Genomic DNA, 19,350 nt, shown 5'->3' with positions numbered 1-19,350 from the left:
AAAAGCCCCGCAACGTGTTGCGGGGCTTTCATCCGTCACCAGGACGCGAAAAACTTATTCAGCAACGATGCTGATGAATTTACGGTTTTTCGGGCCTTTAACTTCGAACTTGACTTTACCGTCAGTCAAAGCGAACAGAGTGTGGTCACGGCCGCAACCAACGTTGGTGCCAGCGTGGAATTTAGTACCACGTTGACGAACGATGATGCTACCTGCCAGAACTGCTTCACCGCCGAAACGTTTTACGCCCAGACGTTTAGCTTCTGAATCGCGACCGTTACGAGTCGAGCCGCCAGCCTTTTTATGTGCCATTTAAATCTACTCCCTCAAGTCTTAGGCGCTGATGCCAGTGATTTTCACATCAGTGAACCACTGACGGTGGCCTGCTTGCTTACGATAGTGTTTACGACGACGAAACTTAACGATTTTAACTTTCTCGCCACGACCGTGAGCAACAACTTCAGCTTTGATTACGCCGCCCTCAACGAAGGGAACGCCGATCTTGATTTCTTCACCGTTTGCGATCATCAGAACTTCAGCGAACTCAACAGCTTCGCCAGTTGCGATGTCCAGCTTTTCCAGGCGAACGGTCTGACCTTCGCTTACTCGGTGTTGTTTACCACCACTTTGGAAAACCGCGTACATATAAAACTCCGCTTCCGCGCACCTCTTCGTGTGATTCAGAGTGCGCTATAAATATTCACAATAGGGCGCGAATATTACGCAAAACGCGACCCTTTGACAAGAGCGATCATCGATCAACGCAGAAAAAAAACACAACTTTCACGCTAACGTTTATCTGCGCTGATTTTTCAGTACAATCATATCTTCTTTTAATTCTATCTTAATCCTTCTGTGATCCCACCTGGATTCGCGGTAACAGGACATTTGGCCCGGCTTTTGCGATGAATTTAGAAAAAATCAATGAGTTAACCGCGCAGGATATGGCGGGTGTCAATGCGGCAATCCTTGAGCAGCTCAACTCAGATGTTCAGCTTATCAATCAGTTAGGCTACTACATCGTCAGCGGAGGCGGAAAACGTATTCGTCCGATGATCGCCGTGCTTGCAGCTCGCGCGGTCGGCTATCAGGGGAATGCGCACGTCAACATCGCCGCACTGATCGAATTTATTCATACCGCGACCCTACTGCATGACGACGTCGTCGACGAGTCCGATATGCGCCGCGGCAAGGCGACGGCCAATGCCGCGTTCGGTAACGCCGCCAGCGTACTGGTGGGCGACTTTATCTACACCCGCGCCTTCCAGATGATGACTCGTCTCGGTTCGCTGAAGGTGCTGGAGGTGATGTCGGAAGCCGTAAACGTCATTGCCGAAGGCGAAGTCCTGCAGTTGATGAACGTCAACGACCCGGATATCACGGAAGAGAATTATATGCGGGTCATCTACAGTAAGACCGCCCGTCTGTTTGAAGCCGCTTCGCAGTGTTCCGGTATCCTGGCTGGTTGCAGCGCGGAAGAAGAACAGGCGCTGCAGGATTACGGCCGTTACCTCGGCACCGCGTTCCAGCTGATTGACGATCTGCTGGATTACAGTTCCGATGGCGAGCGCCTTGGCAAAAACGTCGGTGATGATCTGAACGAAGGCAAACCTACGCTGCCTCTGCTACACGCTATGCATCACGGTACCCCGGATCAGGCGGCAATGATTCGCGGCGCTATCGAGCAGGGTAACGGGCGTCATCTGCTTGACGCGGTACTTGAAACCATGGCGGCCTGCGGTTCGCTGGAGTGGACGCAGAAACGTGCGGAAGAGGAAGCCGATAAAGCTATCGCCGCACTGCAGGTTCTGCCGGATACGCCATGGCGCGATGCCCTCATCGGCCTTGCGCATATCGCCGTTCAGCGCGACCACTAATCCCCTCCTCTCTCCCGTGCTCACCGCGCGGGAGAGTTCCAATAAAATCCAATATTCTTCAAATAACGCCAGAAACCTTAATATATTCTGAATGTACAAGAACAATAAGGGAACTTGTTAAAACCATATAAGAACCAGGGTATAGTATTTCGGCCGTCCGTATTGACGCGCAGACAGTTATCACCGGGAGAATTTATGGATAAGTTCATCGACTGGCATTCAGCGGATATTATTGCCGGCCTTCGCAAAAAGGGGACGTCCCTCGCAGCTGAGTCGCGACGTCACGGATTAAGCTCTTCTACGCTTGCCAACGCGCTAACCCGTCCGTGGCCTAAAGGCGAATTGATTATTGCGAACGCGCTGGGAACCGATCCGTGGGTTATCTGGCCATCGCGTTACCACGACCCCATTACCCATCAGTTCATCGACAGAACGCAGATGATGCGTCAGAAGAGACATAAGACCTAACGTGAGGGAGAGATCGATAGCAGCCCCCGGACGGACGTCAGAGGGCTGCTACCGCAGCAGAATTACTCGCCTTTGACGCGTTCGATATTCGCGCCCAGAGCCTGCAGTTTATCTTCGATGCGCTCATAGCCGCGATCGATATGATAGATACGGTCGACGATGGTCGTCCCTTCCGCAATACAACCCGCCAGCACCAGGCTTGCAGATGCACGCAGGTCGGTCGCCATGACCTGTGCGCCGGACAGCTTCGCGACACCATGGCAAATCGCGGTATTACTTTCGATTTCCGCGTGCGCGCCCATACGGATCAGTTCCGGAATGTGCATGAAGCGGTTCTCGAAGATGGTTTCAGTGATAACGCCCGTTCCTTCAGCCACCAGGTTCAGCAAGGTGAACTGCGCCTGCATGTCGGTTGGGAAACCCGGGTGCGGCGCGGTACGCACGTTGACCGCTTTCGGACGGTTGCCGTGCATATCGAGGCTAATCCAGTCTTCACCGACTTCAATGTCCGCGCCAGCTTCACGCAGCTTAGCCAGTACCGCATCCAGGGTATCAGGCTGCGCATGACGGCACATAATTTTACCGCCGGAGATCGCCGCAGCGACCAGGAAGGTACCGGTTTCGATACGGTCCGGCAGCACGCGATAAACGCCGCCGCCCAGGCGCGCAACGCCCTCAATGGTGATACGGTCGGAACCCTGACCCGTAATCTTCGCGCCCAGCGCGTTAAGGAAGTTGGCGGTATCGACGATTTCCGGCTCGCGCGCGGCGTTTTCAATCACGGTCGTGCCTTCAGCCAGCGTCGCCGCGCTCATGATAGTCACGGTCGCGCCTACGCTGACCTTATCCATCACGATATGCGCGCCTTTCAGACGCCCGTTAACCGACGCCTTCACATAGCCTTCTTCCAGTTTGATTTCCGCGCCCAGCTGTTCCAGGCCGGTAATGTGCAGGTCGACCGGACGCGCGCCGATAGCGCAGCCGCCCGGCAGAGAAACCTGGCCCTGGCCGAAACGCGCCACCAGCGGCCCCAGCGCCCAGATGGAAGCGCGCATGGTTTTCACTAAATCGTACGGAGCACAGAAAACATTTACCGGGCCAGCATCGATCCATACGGAACCATTGCGCTCGACCTTCGCGCCCAGCTGGCTCAGCAGCTTCATGGTGGTATCGATATCTTTCAGCTTCGGTACGTTCTGGATTTCAATCGGCTCTTCGGCTAACAGCGCGGCAAAGAGGATTGGCAGGGCAGCGTTTTTAGCGCCGGAAATGGTGACCTCGCCCTGCAGGCGAGTCGGCCCCTGAACACGGAATTTATCCATTGATTCTGTTCTCGGTTAAAAATTCATCAACGCTGTAGGGAACATCCCTACAGCTTAAAAGCCATTAAGTTTGCGATCGCGTGCCCATTCTTGCGGGGTAAACGCTTTGATCGACAGCGCATGAATGCGATTGTCGGCAATATATTCCATCAGCGGCGCGTAGATAGCCTGCTGTTTTTTTACCCGGCTCATGCCGTCAAACATCTCACCCACAGCGATAACCTGAAAGTGGCTGCCATCGCCAGAGACGTGGACTTCCTGAAGGGAGAGTGCGTTCATCAGCACGGTCTGAATTTCATGATTTTCCATGGGATCACATTTTTCTGAGTGTGAAAACAGCCCAACATCTTAGAGGAAAGTGGCGCTGTCTTAAACAAGCAAAAAGCCCCATCGAACAGATTGATGGGGCTTTCAGAATAGCTTCAGCATTAACCTACTGAAAAATTTACGGGATCATGTCCGCCGGAAGGTTGTAAAGACTAACCAGCGTTTGCAGGTTTTCGCTTTTCCCTACCACTTGCGCCGTTTTGCCCTGCCGACGTACCAGCGCGACAAAATGAACCAGCAACGCTACCCCGGCGCTATCGACCCGTGAAACGTCGCTGAGGTCGATAGTGGATACGCCGTCGGTCGCCTGCGCGCGCGCTTTCCACAGCGGCAGTATAAATTCCTGATCCAGTTCGCCGCGCAACGCCAGGCGTTCACCGTCGCGGTTCCAGCTCAGTTGTTCGCTCATTATTTCTTCTGATCCAGAGTGATAGGCTGGGCAGAAATAGCTTTCAGCTGCGCGGTCAGACCATCAACACCTTTCGTGCGCAGCAGGTCGCTCCACTCGTTTTGTTTGGTGGTGATCATGCTGACGCCTTCGGCGATCATGTCATAAGCCTGCCAGTTGCCGGTCTGGGTATTTTTACGCCATTGGAAGTCCAGACGTACCGGAGGACGGCCATTCGGGTCGAGGATGGTCACGCGAATCGGCACGATGGTTGCACTGCCCAGCGGCTGCTCAGGCGCAATTTGGTAAGTCTGGCCGTGATACATCGCCAGCGCCTGACCGTAAGCCTGTTTCAGATACTCGCGGAAGGCGGCGAAATAGGCTTCACGCTGTGCAGGCGTCGCCTCTTTGTAGTAACGGCCCAGCACCAGCGCGCCGGCATATTTCACCTGCACGTAAGGCAGCAGTTCCTGATCGACGATATCACGTAGATAGTTCGGGTTGGCTTTGATCTTCGGCTGTTCGTTCTTCAGACGATCGAAGGTCTTCTGCGCCGCTTCGTCCATCAACTTATACGGGTTAGTTTGATCCGCGGCATGCGCGGCTGTTAGTGGAGCAATCACCAGCATGGCGACCATGAGTAAGCGTTTAAACATATCTTGTCTCTCCTGAAATTAATGCGTCATGCCGGCCTGCGGCGTAGCGTCAGTATGACCCTCAGCCGCCGCCTTATCATTGTCAGAATTCTGATTATCGCTGCCTTTGCTGTTATAGAGGAACTGGCCAATCAGATCTTCCAGCACCATGGCGGACTTGGTGTCCTGAATCGTACCGCCGTCTTTAAGAATCGCGGTGCCCAGTTCCGGGTCTTCAAACCCGACGTTCAGCGCCAGGTACTGTTCCCCGAGCAAACCAGAAGTACGAATCGCCAGCGAGCTGGTATCCGGAATGTGGTTGTAGCTTTCGTCGATATCGATGGCAACGCGCGGCAGATAGGTTTTTGGATCGAGGGTGATATCCGCGACGCGACCGACCACCACACCGCCGATGCGCACCGGTGAACGTGCTTTCAGGCCGCCGATGTTATCGAAGGTCGCATAAAGACGGTAAGTCGGTTCGGTACGCAACGAGGTGACGTTCGCCGCCTTCAGACAGACAAACAGCGCCGCCAGCAGCGCCGCCAGTAAGAACACACCTACCCAGATCTCATTTTTTTTCGTTTGCATGAACTTAATTCCCAAACATCAGCGCAGTCAGCACAAAATCCAGCCCCAGAACCGCCAGCGACGAATGCACCACGGTGCGCGTCGTTGCCCGGCTAATTCCAGCGGAAGTGGGGATAGCGTCATAACCATTGAATAACGCAATCCAGGTTACCGTAACGGCAAAAACCAGGCTTTTAATCAGGCAGTTAACCAGATCCATTCGCCAGTCGACGGCATTTTGCATCGCGGTCCAGAAGAACCCCGCGTCGATGCCTTTCCAGCTGACGCCAACCAGCGAACCGCCCCAGACGCCTACGGCGACGAATATGATCGTCAACAGCGGAAGCGAGATAACCCCGGCCCAGAAGCGCGGCGAAATCACCCGGCGCAGCGGATCCACCGCCATCATTTCCATGCTGGAGAGCTGCTCGGTCGCCCGCATCAGGCCAATCTCGGCGGTTAACGCCGAACCGGCTCGCCCGGCGAAAAGCAGTGCGGCTACCACCGGCCCCAGCTCGCGCAGCAGCGACAGTGCCACCAGCATACCCAGGCTGGTCTCTGCGCTATAGGTCGTTAATACCAGATAGCCCTGCAGCCCCAGTACCATACCGATGAACAGCCCCGAGACGATAATAATCAGCATCGATAACACGCCGACGTTATACAGCTGGCGCACCAGCAGCGGAGCATGTTTGCGAAATTCCGGCTTGCCCACCACGGCATTAAACAGCATTAATCCGGCGCGCCCGAAGGTCGCGGTGGTTTTGATGCCGCGGTGTCCGAGCGCTGCCAACGCATTGAATAGCATGAGTCGTTTAGCTCCCTTTGCCTAATAAATCATGGTGGTAATCGCCCGCAGGATAGCGGAACGGCACCGGGCCGTCAGCGATGCCATCAATGAACTGGCGCACGCGCGGATCGCTATTTTCACGCAGCGATTGCGCGCTGCCGTGGGCAACGATTTTCTTATCCGCCACGATGTAGGCGTAATCCGCAATGCTCAGCACTTCCGGTACGTCGTGCGATACCACAATGCAGGTCACTCCCAGGGTACTATTCAGCTCTGAGATAAGTTTAACCAATACGCCCATGGTGATGGGATCCTGTCCGACGAAAGGTTCATCAAACATGATCAGATCCGGCTCAAGGGCAATCGCCCGCGCCAATGCCGCGCGCCGCGCCATCCCGCCGGAGAGTTCCGAAGGCATCAGTTTCGCCGCGCCGCGTAGCCCAACCGCCTCCAGCTTCATCATGACGGTGGTGTGCAGTAGCGCATCCGGCAACTGGGTATGTTCGCGCAGCGGGTAAGCTACGTTATCAAACACGTTCATATCGGTGAATAGCGCGCCGGACTGAAACAGCATGCTCATGCGTTTACGCACGGTATACAGCCGCGAGCGCGTCATTTGCGGCACGTTTTCGCCGTCAAACAGGATCTCGCCGCTGTCCGGCGGGATCTGGCCGCCGATCAAACGCAGCAGGGTCGTCTTGCCGATCCCCGATGGCCCCATAATGGCGGTAATCTTGCCGCGAGGCACCGATAGCGAGATATCATCGAAGATGACGCGGTCGCCCCGAGAGAAACGAATACCGCGAACCTCGACTAAATTCGCCAGAGTTTGGCTCATAAAATCATCCTTACTAAACCTTCGGGCTAAGCATGGCGCTTTCTTTCACCACAAACCCAACATTTTTACAGAATCTTACCTGCCCGGGTTAGCGAAAGCTGGCATTTGTTTTACTTTTGCCACACATAAAGTCAAAATTAAGAATTCGTTACGCTGCGTACGGACGGCCAGCGAGGCGACGATTATACCTGAAGAAAGGACTTTAGATGCTCTTAGCAACGGCTCTGTTAATAATTGGTTTACTGCTGGTAGTTTACAGCGCCGATCGTCTGGTATACGCCGCTTCAATACTGTGTCGCATGATGGGGATCCCGCCGCTCATCATCGGCATGACGGTCGTGAGCATCGGTACCAGCCTGCCGGAGATCATCGTTTCCACCGCCGCCTCCCTTCACGGGCAAACCGATCTGGCGATCGGTACGGCGTTGGGATCCAATATTACGAATATTCTATTAATTCTCGGTCTTGCCGCCCTGCTCCATCCATTTACCGTGCATTCTGATATCCTGCGCCGCGAATTGCCGCTAATGTTGCTGGTCAGTTTACTGGCGGGATTTGTGCTCTACGATGGCCAGCTCTCGCGTCTGGACGGGCTATTTTTACTGGCGCTGGCCATACTGTGGCTGGTGTTTACCCTAAAAATAGCGCGCCTGGCGGAACGCCAGGGCAGCGATAGCCTGACCCGGGAACAGCTGGCGGAGCTGCCGCGCGGCGGTTCGCTACCCGTCGCCCTGCTGTGGCTTGGGGTGGCGATGATCGTCATGCCGATGGCCACCCGTATGGTGGTGGATAACGCCACGGTGTTGGCGAACTATTTCGCCATTAGCGAACTGACGGTGGGCTTAACGGTCATTGCTATCGGCACCAGCCTGCCGGAACTGGCCACCGCCATCGCCGGCGCACGAAAAGGGGAAGACGATATCGCCATCGGGAATATCATTGGCGCCAATATCCTTAATCTCGTGCTGGTGCTCGGGCTGCCGGCGTTAATCGCCCCTGGCGCCTTCCCTGCTGAAGCTTTTACGCGCGACTACAGCGTGATGCTGCTGGTCAGCGCGATCTTCGCGCTGCTGTGCTGGCGGCGTAAACGGCAGCCGGGGCGCGTAGCGGGCGCCTTGCTGGTCGGCGGCTTTATGGTTTGGTTGGCGGTGCTGTTCTGTTCAGCGCCGTACTTCGTTGAATGAATTGGGGTAACATCATGTCGCAAATAGATTTGCCAACGGATTTTGACTTTCAACAGGCAGGACGTCAGGTTCTGGAAATTGAACGTGAAGGTCTGGCCCAGCTCGATCAGTATATTAATGAAGATTTCACCCGTGCCTGTGAGACGATTTTCCGCTGCGGCGGTAAGGTCGTGGTGATGGGTATGGGCAAATCCGGGCATATCGGGCGCAAAATGGCGGCGACTTTCGCCAGTACCGGCACCTCGGCTTTTTTTGTCCATCCCGGTGAAGCCGCTCACGGCGATCTGGGGATGGTGACGCCGCAGGATGTGGTCATCGCGTTATCTAACTCAGGTGAATCTAATGAAATCCTGGCGTTGATTCCGGTGCTTAAACGCCAGCAGGTGCCGCTTATCTGCGTCACCAGCCGTCCGGATAGCAGCATGGCGCGCGCCGCCGATATTCATCTGTGTGTGAAAGTGCCGAAAGAGGCCTGCCCGCTAGGGCTGGCGCCGACCTCCAGCACCACCGCCGCGCTGGTGATGGGTGACGCCCTCGCCGTGGCGCTGCTCGAAGCGCGCGGCTTTACCGCCGAAGATTTCGCCCTGTCGCACCCCGGCGGCGCACTCGGTCGTAAGCTGCTGCTGCGGGTCAATGATATTATGCATACTGGCGACGAGATCCCCCACGTCGGCCTGCAGGCTACCCTGCGCGACGCGCTGCTGGAAATCACCCGCAAAAATCTGGGCATGACGGCCATCTGCGATGACGAGATGAATATCATCGGCATCTTCACCGATGGCGACCTGCGCCGCGTCTTCGATACCGGCGTCGATATGCGCAACGCCAGCATCGCTGAAGTCATGACCCCAGGCGGGATCCGCATTCGTCCAGGCATGCTGGCGGTAGATGCGCTCAACCTGATGCAGTCCCGCCATATCACCTGCGTGCTGGTTGCCGATGGCGACCGGCTGCTAGGTGTGGTACATATGCACGATCTGCTGCGCGCTGGCGTAGTGTAAGTAAGGATAAAATAATGAATAATGCTGATGCCCAGGTCGACACCTGCTACGGGCCGGTAAGCCAGGAATTTATCGACCGGGCGGCGAAGATCCGTTTACTGATTCTCGACGTCGACGGCGTGCTTTCCGACGGTCTTATCTATATGGGCAACAACGGCGAAGAGCTGAAAGCGTTTAACGTCCGCGATGGCTACGGGATCCGCTGCGCGCTGACTTCCGGTATTGAAGTCGCGATTATTACCGGGCGAAAAGCTAAACTGGTAGAAGACCGCTGCCAGACGCTGGGCATTACGCATCTGTATCAAGGTCAGTCCGATAAGCTGTTGGCGTTTCGTGAATTATTAAGCAAACTGGCGGTTCGTCCGGATGAAGTCGCTTATATTGGCGACGATCTGATCGACTGGCCGGTAATGGCGGAAGTCGGTTTAAGCGTCGCCGTCGCCGATGCGCATCCGCTGTTGCTCCCGCGGGCGAATTACGTCACGCGAATTAACGGCGGACGCGGCGCGGTACGCGAAGTCTGCGATTTGTTACTATTGGCGCAGGGCAAGCTTGATGAGGCCAAAGGGCAATCAATATGAGTAAAACCAGACGTTGGGTTATCATCTTACTATCGCTGGTCGCGTTGATCCTGATCGGCCTGAACCTGGCGAGTACGGACGACACCGCGACCGTCGCGGTCAATCCTAACGATCCGACGTATAAAAGCGAGCATACCGATACCGTGGTGTACAGCCCGGAAGGCGCGCTGAGCTATCGTCTGATAGCCGAGCATGTCGAATACTTTTCCGAACAAGAAGTATCGTGGTTCACCAATCCGGTGATGACCACCTTTGATACCAATAAGGTTCCGACCTGGTCAATCAGAGCGGATAAAGCCAAGTTAACCAACGACCGTATGCTGTATCTTTACGGCCATGTTGAGGTCGACGCGTTGAGCCCCGACTCTCAACTGCGCAAAATTACCACCGATAACGCGCAGGTAAACCTGGTGACCCAGGATGTAACCTCTGACGATATGGTGACGTTGTACGGAACAACATTTAATTCCAGCGGCCTGAAAATGCGCGGGAACCTACGCAGCAAAAATGCCGAGCTGATTGAAAAGGTTAGAACCTCTTATGAAATTCAGAACAAACAAACTCAGCCTTAACATTGCGCTCGCAAGCGCGCTTCTGGCCGCGAGCCTGCCGGCTCTGGCAAAAACCGGCGATACCGATCAGCCGATTCACATCGAGTCCGATCAGCAGTCGTTGGATATGCAGGGCAACGTCGTGACCTTCACCGGCAACGTGGTCGTCACCCAGGGGACCATTAAAATCAATGCCGACAAAGTCGTGGTTACCCGCCCTGGCGGTGAAAAAGGCAAAGAGGTGATCGACGGTTTCGGCAATCCGGCCACCTTCTATCAGATGCAGGACAACGGCAAGCCGGTGAAAGGCCGCGCGTCGAAAATGCATTATGAACTGCAGAACGATTTCGTGGTACTGACCGGCAACGCGCATCTGGAACAGCTGGATAGCAATATTCAGGGCGACAAAATCACCTATCTGGTGAAAGAGCAGAAAATGCAGGCCTTCAGCAACAAAGGCGGTCGCGTGACTACGGTGCTGGTACCTTCGCAGTTGCAGGACAAAAGCGGCGATCAGCAGAAGAAAGGTAAGTAATCCGTTATGGCAACATTAACTGCAAAAAATCTCGCCAAAGCCTACAAAGGCCGCCGCGTGGTGGAAGACGTCAGCCTGACCGTCAACTCCGGTGAAATCGTCGGCCTGCTGGGCCCGAACGGCGCCGGTAAGACCACCACCTTTTATATGGTGGTAGGCATCGTGCCGCGCGACGCCGGCAACATCATCATTGACGATGAAGATATCAGCCTGCTGCCGCTACATGCCCGCGCGCGCCGCGGCATCGGTTACCTGCCGCAGGAAGCCTCTATTTTCCGCCGCCTGAGCGTCTACGATAATCTGATGGCGGTGCTACAGATCCGCGACGATCTCAGCAGCGAACAACGTGAAGATCGCGCTAAAGAGCTGATGGAAGAGTTCCACATTGAACACCTGCGCGATAGCCTGGGCCAGGCGCTCTCCGGCGGTGAACGCCGCCGCGTCGAAATCGCCCGCGCGCTGGCGGCGAACCCGAAATTCATCCTGCTGGATGAACCGTTCGCCGGGGTTGACCCTATCTCTGTTATCGATATTAAACGCATCATCGAACACCTGCGCGACAGCGGGCTGGGCGTACTCATTACTGACCATAACGTCAGGGAGACGCTGGCGGTCTGTGAACGAGCTTATATCGTGAGCCAGGGCCATCTCATCGCCCACGGCACCCCGCAGCAAATCCTTGAAGACGAGCAGGTTAAACGCGTGTACCTTGGGGAAGACTTCAGACTCTGATAGGGTAGAGGTTATAGACGTTTTAGCCGGAGATATTGACCCTGAACATGAAGCAAGGTTTGCAATTAAGGCTAAGCCAACAGCTTGCCATGACGCCCCAACTGCAGCAGGCCATCCGCTTGTTGCAGCTGTCCACGTTAGAACTCCAGCAAGAACTCCAGCAGGCGCTGGAGAGTAACCCGTTGCTTGAGCAAACCGATCTTCACGAAGAGGTTGAAACCACAGAAGCCGAGGACCGCGAGTCTCTGGATACCGTCGACGCGCTCGAACAAAAAGAGATGCCGGACGAGCTCCCGCTAGACGCCAGCTGGGATGAAATCTACACCGCCGGCACGCCGTCGGGTAATGGCGTCGACTACCAGGACGATGAACTGCCGATCTATCAGGGTGAGACCACCCAAAGCCTGCAGGATTATCTGATGTGGCAGGTCGAGCTCACGCCATTCACCGATACCGACCGCGCGATAGCCACCTCCATCGTCGATGCCGTTGACGAGACCGGCTACCTCACTATTTCCATTCAGGACATTGTCGACAGTATCGAAGATGATGAAATTGGTCTTGAGGAAGTTGAAGCGGTACTCAAGCGCGTACAGCGTTTCGATCCGGTCGGCGTCGCCGCCAGGGATCTCCGTGACTGCCTGCTGATCCAGCTTTCACAATTTGCCAAAGAGACGCCGTGGCTGGAAGAAGCCAGGTTGATTATCAGCGAGCATCTTGATCTCCTGGCCAACCACGATTTCCGTAGCCTGATGCGCGTCACTCGCTTGAAAGAAGACGTTCTGAAAGAGGCGGTTTGCCTGATCCAGTCGCTGGATCCGCGCCCGGGTCAGTCCATTCAAACCAGCGAGCCGGAATACGTGATCCCGGATGTACTGGTGCGCAAGGTTAACGGCCGCTGGGTCGTCGAGCTCAATTCCGACAGCATTCCGCGGCTGAAGATTAATCAGCAATACGCGGCGATGGGCAATAATGCGCGCAACGACGCCGACAGCCAGTTTATCCGCAGCAACCTGCAAGAAGCCCGCTGGCTGATTAAGAGCCTTGAGAGCCGTAACGATACCCTGCTGCGCGTCAGCCGCTGCATCGTCGAACAGCAGCAGGCCTTCTTTGAGCAGGGTGAAGAATTTATGAAACCGATGGTGCTGGCGGATATCGCCCAGGCCGTCGAGATGCATGAATCAACCATTTCACGCGTTACCACGCAAAAATATCTGCACAGTCCACGCGGTATTTTTGAGTTGAAGTATTTCTTCTCCAGCCACGTCAATACCGAAGGCGGCGGTGAAGCCTCGTCTACCGCCATTCGTGCGCTGGTGAAGAAGTTAATCGCCGCGGAGAACCCCGCGAAGCCGTTGAGCGACAGCAAGCTCACCACCATGCTCTCCGATCAGGGTATTATGGTGGCGCGGCGTACTGTTGCTAAGTACCGAGAGTCTTTATCCATTCCGCCGTCAAACCAGCGCAAACAACTGGTCTGACACAACCGATAAGGAAGACACTATGCAGCTCAACATTACAGGACACAACGTCGAGATCACTCCCGCCATGCGCGACTTCGTCACTACGAAGTTCAGCAAACTGGAGCAGTTTTTCGATAGGATCAACCAGGTCTATATTGTGTTAAAAGTAGAGAAGGTGACGCAAATCGCGGACGCCAATTTGCATGTCAACGGTGGCGAAATCCATGCCAGTGCGGAAGGGCAGGATATGTATGCCGCTATCGATGGTCTTATCGATAAGCTGGCAAGACAGTTAACAAAACATAAAGATAAACTGAAACAACACTAATTGTCCGGGCGATCGCCCTTATCCGCAGCCCGCGGATAAGGGCAGCTCAGGTGAAATTATGATGAACAACGATTCCGCTCTACAACTGAGCAATGTCCTTAACCAGGATTGTACCCGTAGCCAGGTTCACTGCCAGAGCAAGAAACGCGCGCTGGAAATCATCAGCGAACTGGCGGCGAAGCAGCTAGGTTTACCGCCGCAGGTGGTCTTTGAAGCGATCCTGACCCGTGAAAAAATGGGCAGTACCGGGATCGGCAACGGCATTGCGATCCCTCACGGCAAGCTTGAAGAGGATACCCTGCGCGCCGTTGGCGTATTTGTGCAGTTGGAAACGCCGATCGCCTTCGATGCGATCGACAATCAGCCGGTCGATCTGCTGTTTGCGCTACTGGTGCCGGCCGATCAAACCAAAACCCATCTGCATACGCTCTCGCTGGTCGCCAAACGTCTGGCGGACAAAACCATCTGCCGTCGCCTGCGCGCTGCGGTGAGCGATGAAGAGTTGTATGAGATCATCACCGAAGCAGGAAGCAGCGATGACGCTTAACGTGAGTCGCGTCTTAACCTTTATCGTACTGAGGAGAAACGGTACATGGTACTGATGATCGTCAGCGGCCGCTCTGGCTCGGGGAAATCCGTCGCCCTGCGAGCGCTGGAAGATATGGGCTTCTACTGTGTGGATAACCTGCCGGTAGTGCTGTTGCCTGAGCTGGCGCGAACGCTGGCCGACCGCGATATCTCTGCGGCCGTCAGCATTGACGTGCGCAATATGCCGGAATCACCGGAAATCTTTGAACAAGCGATGCAGAATCTGCCGGAATCCTTCTCCCCGCAGCTGCTGTTCCTTGATGCCGACCGTAACACCCTGATCCGCCGCTACAGCGATACCCGTCGCTTACATCCGCTCTCCAGCAAGAATCTGTCGCTTGAAAGCGCGATCGACGAAGAGAGCGATCTGCTTGAGCCGCTGCGCTCCCGTGCGGATCTGATCGTCGATACTTCCGAAATGTCGGTGCATGAACTGGCCGAGATGCTGCGTACCCGCCTGTTAGGTAAACGCGAGCGTGAATTGACGATGGTCTTTGAATCATTCGGCTTCAAACACGGTATCCCTATCGATGCCGATTACGTATTTGACGTCCGCTTCCTGCCAAACCCGCACTGGGATCCGAAGCTGCGCCCCATGACCGGCCTCGATAAACCGGTCGCCGCCTTCCTCGATCGCCATACGGAAGTGCATAACTTTATTTACCAGACGCGTAGCTATCTGGAGCTATGGTTGCCGATGCTGGAAACCAATAACCGCAGCTATCTGACGGTGGCCATTGGTTGTACCGGCGGTAAGCATCGCTCGGTCTATATTGCCGAACAGCTGGCTGACTACTTCCGTTCGCGCGGTAAGAACGTGCAATCTCGTCACCGGACGCTGGAAAAACGTAAATCATGACCGTCAAGCAAACCGTTGAAATCACCAACAAGCTGGGCATGCACGCGCGCCCGGCAATGAAGCTTTTCGAGCTGATGCAGAATTTCGATGCGGAAGTGTTGCTACGCAACGACGAAGGCACCGAAGCGGAAGCCAACAGCGTTATCGCCCTGCTGATGCTGGATTCCGCCAAAGGACGCCAAATTGAAGTTGAGGCCAGCGGCCCGCAGGAAGTCGAAGCGCTGGCGGCGGTGATTGCGCTGTTCAACGCCGGGTTTGATGAAGACTAAGCATCTCCCGGCGGGATTGCGGTTAATGCAGCTTATTGGCCTGCATAAAGCCTTCGCCGCCTAACTGACGCATCTGGCGCAGGATCCATGCCTGTCGGCTATGAACATAGCCTGATGGCGCATCGGCGCGAAACCGAATCGGGTTCGGTAATACCGCCGCCAGCAGCGCGGCCTCTGCAGGGGTTAAACGGCTGGCCGGCTTATGAAAATAGCGCTGAGCCGCCGCTTCTACGCCGAAAATACCGTCGCCAAACTCGGCAATATTCAAGTACACGGTAAGAATGCGCTTCTTGCTCCAGACCGTTTCAATGCCGACCGTCAGCCCCACTTCCAGCCCCTTGCGCAACCAGCTACGGCCATCCCATAAAAACAGGTTTTTTGCCGTCTGCTGCGACAGCGTCGACGCGCCGCGAATTCGATTTTCATTCCGTTCGTTGTGCGCCAGCGCTTTTTCGATTGCCGGCACGTCAAAACCCCAGTGGTCGGGGAATTTCTGATCTTCGGCGGCAATCACCGCCAGCCCCATCCAGGGGGAAATCTCGTCCATGCCAACCCAGTCAGAATGGGCGACATAATGGAAATCACCGGAGAACCAGGCGCTAACCTGGCGCTCCAGCATCACCGCTGAGAACGGCACCGGCAGGACGCTGAATACGGCGATACCGCCGCCCCAGAACACCACACAGACCAGCAGCAGACGTAACAGCAGGCGCTTAATCATCGCCAGCGGCGCAACACGCTTACTCATTCAGCGAGAACCAGTACGCGATCGACCAGTTTCTCAATACCGCTGGCTGCCTCGGCAATATTCTGCGCCAGCATATAAGCAGGCGTGGTCACCACTTTGTTGTCTTCATCGACCACGATGTCGTCAACCGGGCACGGCACGTGCTCCGCGCCCATCTCTTCCAGCACCTCGGCAGTATCCGGATCGGTACCGATGGTTATCCGCAGCGGCGTCGGGAAAATCTTCGGCAACAGCGCCGGCGCGATACACATAAAGCCCAGCGGCTTACCCGCTTCGTGCATCGCCAGCGTTAACGCCTGCAGATCGCGATCAACAACGCATTCACTTCCCTGGGCGGCAAAATTACTCAGGTTTTTCGCCGCGCCAAAGCCGCCTGGCACAATCAGCGCATCCAGCTCGTCCGCGCGGGCGCTGGCCAAAGGCTGAATAGCGCCGCGCGCCAGGCGCGCCGCTTCAATCAGCACGTTGCGGCTTTCCGCCATCGTTTCGCCGGTCAGATGGTTGATCACGTCGGTTTGCGCCTTATCCGGCGCAAAGCAAACCGCCTGCGCGCCGCGACGCGCAATGGCCAACAGGGTAATGACCGCTTCATGGATTTCTGCGCCGTCGTAAACGCCACAGCCGCTTAGTACCACGCCAATCTTCTTCATCTTGCTAACCCCTTAGCGCAACTCTATGAAACAAGTAAATAATTTTGATTTACTCGCTATGCTTCACATATTTTACCGATTCACGTAACAAAATATTTATGGTTTGCTATCTTAATGAGCGAGCAAGCCAAATCCTCAGGTTGCGCCGTGTAAAAAAATCACTCGAACAATCCTGGCTCAACAACCAGTTCCCTGGTGTTGGCGCAGTATTCGCGCACCCCGGTTTATCCGGGGTCATTTTTTATCCGCCGCCGCAATCCAGGCCTTCAGTACCGCAACATCGTTTTGCCACTCGGATTTCATCTCTTCCACCCACTCGCCGACGTTGTCTTCCCAGGCGGGTAAATCTGGCGTTTGGATCTGCTGCCCTAATTGCTGGATATGACGCAAGCCTATCGACCCCGCCGCGCCCTTAATTTTATGGCCTTCATCGACGATACCTTTCTGGTCGCGCGCGGTGAGATTCGATTCCAGCACGGACATGTAGCCCGGCATCATCTTCTCGAACACCGCCAGCCCGTCGGTAATCAGCTTCGGCCCCACCAGCTCAATATATTGTTCCAGCATGTCGGTATCCAGTACCGATGCCGATTTCGCCACATCCACCGCAGGCGGCTCATGGCCATCGTCTTCCGGCGCATCCCAGAATTTCTTGATGATCGCGGTTAACGCCGGTACCGACAGCGGCTTGCTCAGTACATCATCCATGCCGGCATCAAGGTACTCTTTTTTGTCCTTCAGGACGTTGGCGGTCAGCGCCACCAGCGGCGGCAACTCATCGGCGGCATAGCGTTGTTTTAGCTGTCGCGAGATATCGAGGCCGGTCATGTCCGGTAGCTGAATGTCCAGCAGCACCAGGTCGTATTCGCCGGGTTCGAACATCTCCAGCGCGGCTTTACCAGTCATCGCCACGTCCACGCTGTTGCCCAATTTTTCCAGCACCGAACGGGCGACAATCACGTTCAGTTCGATATCTTCCACCAGCAGCACATTCAGCGCCGGCAGCGGCATATCGTCTTCGGCCAGCGTATCTTCAACTTCATCAGCTACCGCCTGCGCGTGTACGGTCAAGGTAAACGTCGCCCCCTGCCCCGGCTGGCTGGTCACGCTGATATCGCCGCCCATATTGCGCGCCAGCCGGCGCGATACCGCCAGCCCGATACCGGTACCGGTTGCCGGTTTACCGCCGTGGCTGTCTTTCACCTGATAATACATGGCGAAAATTTTGTCCTGCTCCGCCTGCGGGATACCGATACCGGAGTCCTCGACTTCGAAGTGCAGCATATCGCCTTCGTCATAGCGGACGCGCACGGTGACATTGCCCTGTTGGGTAAACTTCACCGCATTGCTGATCAGGTTCCACAGGATCTGCCGCAGACGCGTGCCGTCGGTTATCACCTTATGCGGCAGCGGCTGGGTTGGCTCCATCACAAAGCGCAAACCTTTCTGCTGCGCCTGTAGGCCTGAGAGGTTCTCCAGATCGGCAAGGAAGCTGGTAAAATCCACCTCCTGATTATCAAGCTGAACTTTGCGCCGCTCCATCTTATCCATATCGATAATATCGTTGAAGATATTCCCCAGCGTCACCGCTGAAACATGGATAGTTTTCAGATATTTTTCCTGCTCGTTGGTCAATTCAGTATCCAGCAGGATGCGGCTGAGCCCAACGATGCCATTGAGCGGCGTACGCAACTCGTGGCTGATGGTTGAGATAAAGGTGGTCTTGTCCCGGCTGGCGCGCTCCAACGCGTCCTGATAGCGCTTACGCTCGGTAATATCGCGGCCAAAGCCCATCAGGCCACGGCGCTTGCCCACGCGGTCATAGTAGGGGACCTTGCGGATCTCAAAGCAGGCTTTACGCCCATCGGGATAATCGAGCCATTGTTCGTAGGTCAGCGAGACATTATGGCGGAAGACTTTCTCATCGGTCTCCAGCACTTTCACCGCGGCTTCTTCGCTATAGACATCCTGCGGCTTGAGGTGAATCAACTGCTTTTCGCTTTTACCGGTCAACAGCTCCATCGCCCGGTTACAGCCGGAGAACTCTTTATCTTCGTTACGATAGAAAACCAGATCCGGTGAGGCATCAAGGAAAGAGCGCAGGAAAGAGGATTGTTGCTCTAGCTGAATTTGCGTCTCTTCGCGCTCTTTCATCTCTATTTTCAGCTGTTCCAGCGTGGTTTCGCGCTCCGCTTCCGCTTTTTCACGTTCGCCAATTTCCTGGTTCAACTGGGCGATATTATCCTTGAGCTGTACGTTAAGCTTAAGATCGCGCTCGCGCATCTCTTCCAGCTTTTCCACCAGCCGCGAGAGTCGCTGGCGCGACTCTTCCAGCTGTTCGACCACCACTGACAGAAAATAGACCGCCCAGGGGGTAATCAGCAGCCCGAAGAAGATAGAGCGGATGACATCGATACTCTCCACCTGTCCATGCAGCACCATCGTGACGGCCATCTGCACCACGATAGCCAGCACCACCAGCGCCAGAGCCAACAGCATTGAAAAGCGCACCAGACCTAACTTCATCATCAGGTCGACATAGTACTGCGCCAGCATACGAATTTGCTTCATGAGGGATTCCTTATCGCCAACTCCGCACAATAATACCCAATTCTGAACATTACGCTGTAAGTTGTGCAAAAAATG

General features: G+C 55.3%; 25 protein-coding genes. 13 read left to right on the top strand and 12 right to left on the bottom strand.

What is annotated here, in order from left to right:
- Nucleotides 1–54 precede the first annotated feature (54 nt).
- Both rpmA and rplU read right to left on the bottom strand, forming a co-directional pair.
- Nucleotides 55–312: a 50S ribosomal protein L27 gene (gene rpmA, locus ABLV08_RS12160; protein WP_002434222.1), complete on the bottom strand. Its 258-nt coding sequence runs from the start codon at nt 310–312 to the stop codon at nt 55–57.
- 21 nt (nt 313–333) lie between these two features.
- Entirely contained in the window at nt 334–645 is a 312-nt protein-coding gene (gene rplU, locus ABLV08_RS12155) for a 50S ribosomal protein L21 (protein ID WP_015703604.1), read from the bottom strand.
- A gap of 260 nt (nt 646–905) precedes the next feature.
- Between rplU and ispB the strand changes: the two genes are divergently transcribed.
- Together ispB and sfsB are read left to right on the top strand one after the other, a co-directional pair.
- Nucleotides 906–1,877 carry an octaprenyl diphosphate synthase gene (gene ispB, locus ABLV08_RS12150; protein WP_015369507.1) on the top strand — a complete coding sequence of 324 codons (972 nt, stop codon included), beginning with the start codon at nt 906–908 and terminating at the stop codon, nt 1,875–1,877.
- Between the two features lie 195 nt (nt 1,878–2,072).
- Nucleotides 2,073–2,345, top strand: coding sequence for a DNA-binding transcriptional regulator SfsB (gene sfsB, locus ABLV08_RS12145; protein WP_015703605.1), 273 nt, complete (start codon nt 2,073–2,075; stop codon nt 2,343–2,345).
- A 62-nt stretch (nt 2,346–2,407) separates the two neighbouring features.
- Here the strand turns inward: sfsB and murA are convergent, their stop codons facing one another.
- From murA to mlaF, 7 genes are all read right to left on the bottom strand, one after another.
- The gene (gene murA / locus ABLV08_RS12140; RefSeq protein ID WP_015369505.1) at nt 2,408–3,667 is read right to left on the bottom strand and encodes a UDP-N-acetylglucosamine 1-carboxyvinyltransferase; all 1,260 of its coding nucleotides are present in this window, start codon (nt 3,665–3,667) and stop codon (nt 2,408–2,410) included.
- Nucleotides 3,668–3,721: 54 nt separating this feature from the next.
- Nucleotides 3,722–3,976 carry a BolA family iron metabolism protein IbaG gene (ibaG, locus tag ABLV08_RS12135; protein ID WP_015369504.1) on the bottom strand — a complete coding sequence of 85 codons (255 nt, stop codon included), beginning with the start codon at nt 3,974–3,976 and terminating at the stop codon, nt 3,722–3,724.
- Between the two features lie 136 nt (nt 3,977–4,112).
- Nucleotides 4,113–4,403 carry a lipid asymmetry maintenance protein MlaB gene (gene mlaB / locus ABLV08_RS12130; RefSeq protein ID WP_348855898.1) on the bottom strand — a complete coding sequence of 97 codons (291 nt, stop codon included), beginning with the start codon at nt 4,401–4,403 and terminating at the stop codon, nt 4,113–4,115.
- Nucleotides 4,403–5,038, bottom strand: coding sequence for a phospholipid-binding protein MlaC (mlaC, locus tag ABLV08_RS12125; protein ID WP_015369502.1), 636 nt, complete (start codon nt 5,036–5,038; stop codon nt 4,403–4,405). The genes mlaB and mlaC overlap by 1 nt, the downstream gene beginning before the upstream one ends.
- An 18-nt stretch (nt 5,039–5,056) precedes the next feature.
- Nucleotides 5,057–5,608 carry an outer membrane lipid asymmetry maintenance protein MlaD gene (gene mlaD, locus ABLV08_RS12120; protein WP_015369501.1) on the bottom strand — a complete coding sequence of 184 codons (552 nt, stop codon included), beginning with the start codon at nt 5,606–5,608 and terminating at the stop codon, nt 5,057–5,059.
- A 4-nt stretch (nt 5,609–5,612) separates the two neighbouring features.
- The gene (gene mlaE / locus ABLV08_RS12115; protein ID WP_015369500.1) at nt 5,613–6,395 is read right to left on the bottom strand and encodes a lipid asymmetry maintenance ABC transporter permease subunit MlaE; all 783 of its coding nucleotides are present in this window, start codon (nt 6,393–6,395) and stop codon (nt 5,613–5,615) included.
- Nucleotides 6,396–6,402: 7 nt separating this feature from the next.
- The gene (mlaF, locus tag ABLV08_RS12110; protein WP_015369499.1) at nt 6,403–7,215 is read right to left on the bottom strand and encodes a phospholipid ABC transporter ATP-binding protein MlaF; all 813 of its coding nucleotides are present in this window, start codon (nt 7,213–7,215) and stop codon (nt 6,403–6,405) included.
- 206 nt (nt 7,216–7,421) lie between these two features.
- Between mlaF and ABLV08_RS12105 the strand changes: the two genes are divergently transcribed.
- From ABLV08_RS12105 to npr, 11 genes are read left to right on the top strand one after another with little or no spacing between them, the layout of a single operon-like run.
- Nucleotides 7,422–8,399, top strand: coding sequence for a calcium/sodium antiporter (locus tag ABLV08_RS12105; protein WP_015369498.1), 978 nt, complete (start codon nt 7,422–7,424; stop codon nt 8,397–8,399).
- 14 nt (nt 8,400–8,413) lie between these two features.
- Nucleotides 8,414–9,400 (top strand): arabinose-5-phosphate isomerase KdsD, encoded by a 987-nt coding sequence (gene kdsD / locus ABLV08_RS12100; RefSeq protein ID WP_015369497.1) that lies wholly within the window; start codon nt 8,414–8,416, stop codon nt 9,398–9,400.
- Nucleotides 9,401–9,414: 14 nt separating this feature from the next.
- Nucleotides 9,415–9,981 carry a 3-deoxy-manno-octulosonate-8-phosphatase KdsC gene (gene kdsC / locus ABLV08_RS12095; protein ID WP_015369496.1) on the top strand — a complete coding sequence of 189 codons (567 nt, stop codon included), beginning with the start codon at nt 9,415–9,417 and terminating at the stop codon, nt 9,979–9,981.
- Nucleotides 9,978–10,553 carry an LPS export ABC transporter periplasmic protein LptC gene (lptC, locus tag ABLV08_RS12090; protein WP_015369495.1) on the top strand — a complete coding sequence of 192 codons (576 nt, stop codon included), beginning with the start codon at nt 9,978–9,980 and terminating at the stop codon, nt 10,551–10,553. The genes kdsC and lptC overlap by 4 nt, the downstream gene beginning before the upstream one ends.
- Entirely contained in the window at nt 10,522–11,067 is a 546-nt protein-coding gene (lptA, locus tag ABLV08_RS12085; protein ID WP_015369494.1) for a lipopolysaccharide ABC transporter substrate-binding protein LptA, read from the top strand. Before lptC ends, lptA begins: the two co-directional genes overlap by 32 nt.
- A gap of 6 nt (nt 11,068–11,073) precedes the next feature.
- Complete coding sequence (lptB, locus tag ABLV08_RS12080) at nt 11,074–11,799, top strand: LPS export ABC transporter ATP-binding protein (RefSeq protein WP_004206203.1); 726 nt, start codon at nt 11,074–11,076, stop codon at nt 11,797–11,799.
- Between the two features lie 47 nt (nt 11,800–11,846).
- The gene (gene rpoN, locus ABLV08_RS12075; protein ID WP_032715896.1) at nt 11,847–13,280 is read left to right on the top strand and encodes an RNA polymerase factor sigma-54; all 1,434 of its coding nucleotides are present in this window, start codon (nt 11,847–11,849) and stop codon (nt 13,278–13,280) included.
- Nucleotides 13,281–13,302: 22 nt separating this feature from the next.
- Nucleotides 13,303–13,590 carry a ribosome hibernation promoting factor gene (gene hpf / locus ABLV08_RS12070; protein ID WP_004125711.1) on the top strand — a complete coding sequence of 96 codons (288 nt, stop codon included), beginning with the start codon at nt 13,303–13,305 and terminating at the stop codon, nt 13,588–13,590.
- A gap of 58 nt (nt 13,591–13,648) precedes the next feature.
- A complete protein-coding gene (gene ptsN / locus ABLV08_RS12065) occupies nt 13,649–14,137 on the top strand; it encodes a PTS IIA-like nitrogen regulatory protein PtsN (protein ID WP_015369492.1) in 489 nt (162 codons plus the stop codon).
- Nucleotides 14,138–14,182: 45 nt separating this feature from the next.
- Nucleotides 14,183–15,037, top strand: coding sequence for an RNase adapter RapZ (rapZ, locus tag ABLV08_RS12060; protein WP_015369491.1), 855 nt, complete (start codon nt 14,183–14,185; stop codon nt 15,035–15,037).
- Nucleotides 15,034–15,306, top strand: coding sequence for a PTS phosphocarrier protein NPr (npr, locus tag ABLV08_RS12055; RefSeq protein ID WP_002918431.1), 273 nt, complete (start codon nt 15,034–15,036; stop codon nt 15,304–15,306). The genes rapZ and npr overlap by 4 nt, the downstream gene beginning before the upstream one ends.
- Before the next feature lie 22 nt (nt 15,307–15,328).
- On the opposite strand, the gene mtgA is transcribed toward npr, so the two are convergent.
- The 3 genes from mtgA to arcB form a co-directional block, all read right to left on the bottom strand.
- A complete protein-coding gene (gene mtgA / locus ABLV08_RS12050; protein WP_015369490.1) occupies nt 15,329–16,054 on the bottom strand; it encodes a monofunctional biosynthetic peptidoglycan transglycosylase in 726 nt (241 codons plus the stop codon).
- Nucleotides 16,051–16,704, bottom strand: a complete 654-nt coding sequence (elbB, locus tag ABLV08_RS12045) for an isoprenoid biosynthesis glyoxalase ElbB (RefSeq protein WP_032709251.1) — start codon at nt 16,702–16,704, stop codon at nt 16,051–16,053. The genes mtgA and elbB overlap by 4 nt, the downstream gene beginning before the upstream one ends.
- Before the next feature lie 234 nt (nt 16,705–16,938).
- Nucleotides 16,939–19,275, bottom strand: coding sequence for an aerobic respiration two-component sensor histidine kinase ArcB (gene arcB / locus ABLV08_RS12040; RefSeq protein ID WP_015703609.1), 2,337 nt, complete (start codon nt 19,273–19,275; stop codon nt 16,939–16,941).
- Nucleotides 19,276–19,350: the final 75 nt, after the last annotated feature.

This window comes from Klebsiella sp. CN_Kp088, from assembly GCF_040064335.1.
Lineage (GTDB): Bacteria > Pseudomonadota > Gammaproteobacteria > Enterobacterales > Enterobacteriaceae > Klebsiella > Klebsiella aerogenes.
Note: the sequence above shows the minus strand (reverse complement) of the source record. Positions and strands in the feature narration are given on the sequence as shown.

Excerpts from the sequence above, each read along its gene's own strand:
- rpoN (WP_032715896.1), top strand. The coding sequence starts at position 11,847 with ATGAAGCAAGGTTTGCAATTAAGGCTAAGCCAACAGCTTGCCATGACG.
- mlaE (WP_015369500.1), bottom strand. The coding sequence starts at position 6,395 with ATGCTATTCAATGCGTTGGCAGCGCTCGGACACCGCGGCATCAAAACC.
- kdsD (WP_015369497.1), top strand. The coding sequence starts at position 8,414 with ATGTCGCAAATAGATTTGCCAACGGATTTTGACTTTCAACAGGCAGGA.
- ptsN (WP_015369492.1), top strand. The coding sequence starts at position 13,649 with ATGATGAACAACGATTCCGCTCTACAACTGAGCAATGTCCTTAACCAG.
- ibaG (WP_015369504.1), bottom strand. The coding sequence starts at position 3,976 with ATGGAAAATCATGAAATTCAGACCGTGCTGATGAACGCACTCTCCCTT.
- lptC (WP_015369495.1), top strand. The coding sequence starts at position 9,978 with ATGAGTAAAACCAGACGTTGGGTTATCATCTTACTATCGCTGGTCGCG.
- kdsC (WP_015369496.1), top strand. The coding sequence starts at position 9,415 with ATGAATAATGCTGATGCCCAGGTCGACACCTGCTACGGGCCGGTAAGC.
- npr (WP_002918431.1), top strand. The coding sequence starts at position 15,034 with ATGACCGTCAAGCAAACCGTTGAAATCACCAACAAGCTGGGCATGCAC.
- mtgA (WP_015369490.1), bottom strand. The coding sequence starts at position 16,054 with ATGAGTAAGCGTGTTGCGCCGCTGGCGATGATTAAGCGCCTGCTGTTA.
- ispB (WP_015369507.1), top strand. The coding sequence starts at position 906 with ATGAATTTAGAAAAAATCAATGAGTTAACCGCGCAGGATATGGCGGGT.
- rpmA (WP_002434222.1), bottom strand. The coding sequence starts at position 312 with ATGGCACATAAAAAGGCTGGCGGCTCGACTCGTAACGGTCGCGATTCA.
- murA (WP_015369505.1), bottom strand. The coding sequence starts at position 3,667 with ATGGATAAATTCCGTGTTCAGGGGCCGACTCGCCTGCAGGGCGAGGTC.
- mlaF (WP_015369499.1), bottom strand. The coding sequence starts at position 7,215 with ATGAGCCAAACTCTGGCGAATTTAGTCGAGGTTCGCGGTATTCGTTTC.
- mlaB (WP_348855898.1), bottom strand. The coding sequence starts at position 4,403 with ATGAGCGAACAACTGAGCTGGAACCGCGACGGTGAACGCCTGGCGTTG.
- lptB (WP_004206203.1), top strand. The coding sequence starts at position 11,074 with ATGGCAACATTAACTGCAAAAAATCTCGCCAAAGCCTACAAAGGCCGC.
- ABLV08_RS12105 (WP_015369498.1), top strand. The coding sequence starts at position 7,422 with ATGCTCTTAGCAACGGCTCTGTTAATAATTGGTTTACTGCTGGTAGTT.
- hpf (WP_004125711.1), top strand. The coding sequence starts at position 13,303 with ATGCAGCTCAACATTACAGGACACAACGTCGAGATCACTCCCGCCATG.
- mlaD (WP_015369501.1), bottom strand. The coding sequence starts at position 5,608 with ATGCAAACGAAAAAAAATGAGATCTGGGTAGGTGTGTTCTTACTGGCG.
- sfsB (WP_015703605.1), top strand. The coding sequence starts at position 2,073 with ATGGATAAGTTCATCGACTGGCATTCAGCGGATATTATTGCCGGCCTT.
- rplU (WP_015703604.1), bottom strand. The coding sequence starts at position 645 with ATGTACGCGGTTTTCCAAAGTGGTGGTAAACAACACCGAGTAAGCGAA.
- elbB (WP_032709251.1), bottom strand. The coding sequence starts at position 16,704 with ATGAAGAAGATTGGCGTGGTACTAAGCGGCTGTGGCGTTTACGACGGC.
- mlaC (WP_015369502.1), bottom strand. The coding sequence starts at position 5,038 with ATGTTTAAACGCTTACTCATGGTCGCCATGCTGGTGATTGCTCCACTA.
- arcB (WP_015703609.1), bottom strand. The coding sequence starts at position 19,275 with ATGAAGCAAATTCGTATGCTGGCGCAGTACTATGTCGACCTGATGATG.
- lptA (WP_015369494.1), top strand. The coding sequence starts at position 10,522 with ATGAAATTCAGAACAAACAAACTCAGCCTTAACATTGCGCTCGCAAGC.
- rapZ (WP_015369491.1), top strand. The coding sequence starts at position 14,183 with ATGGTACTGATGATCGTCAGCGGCCGCTCTGGCTCGGGGAAATCCGTC.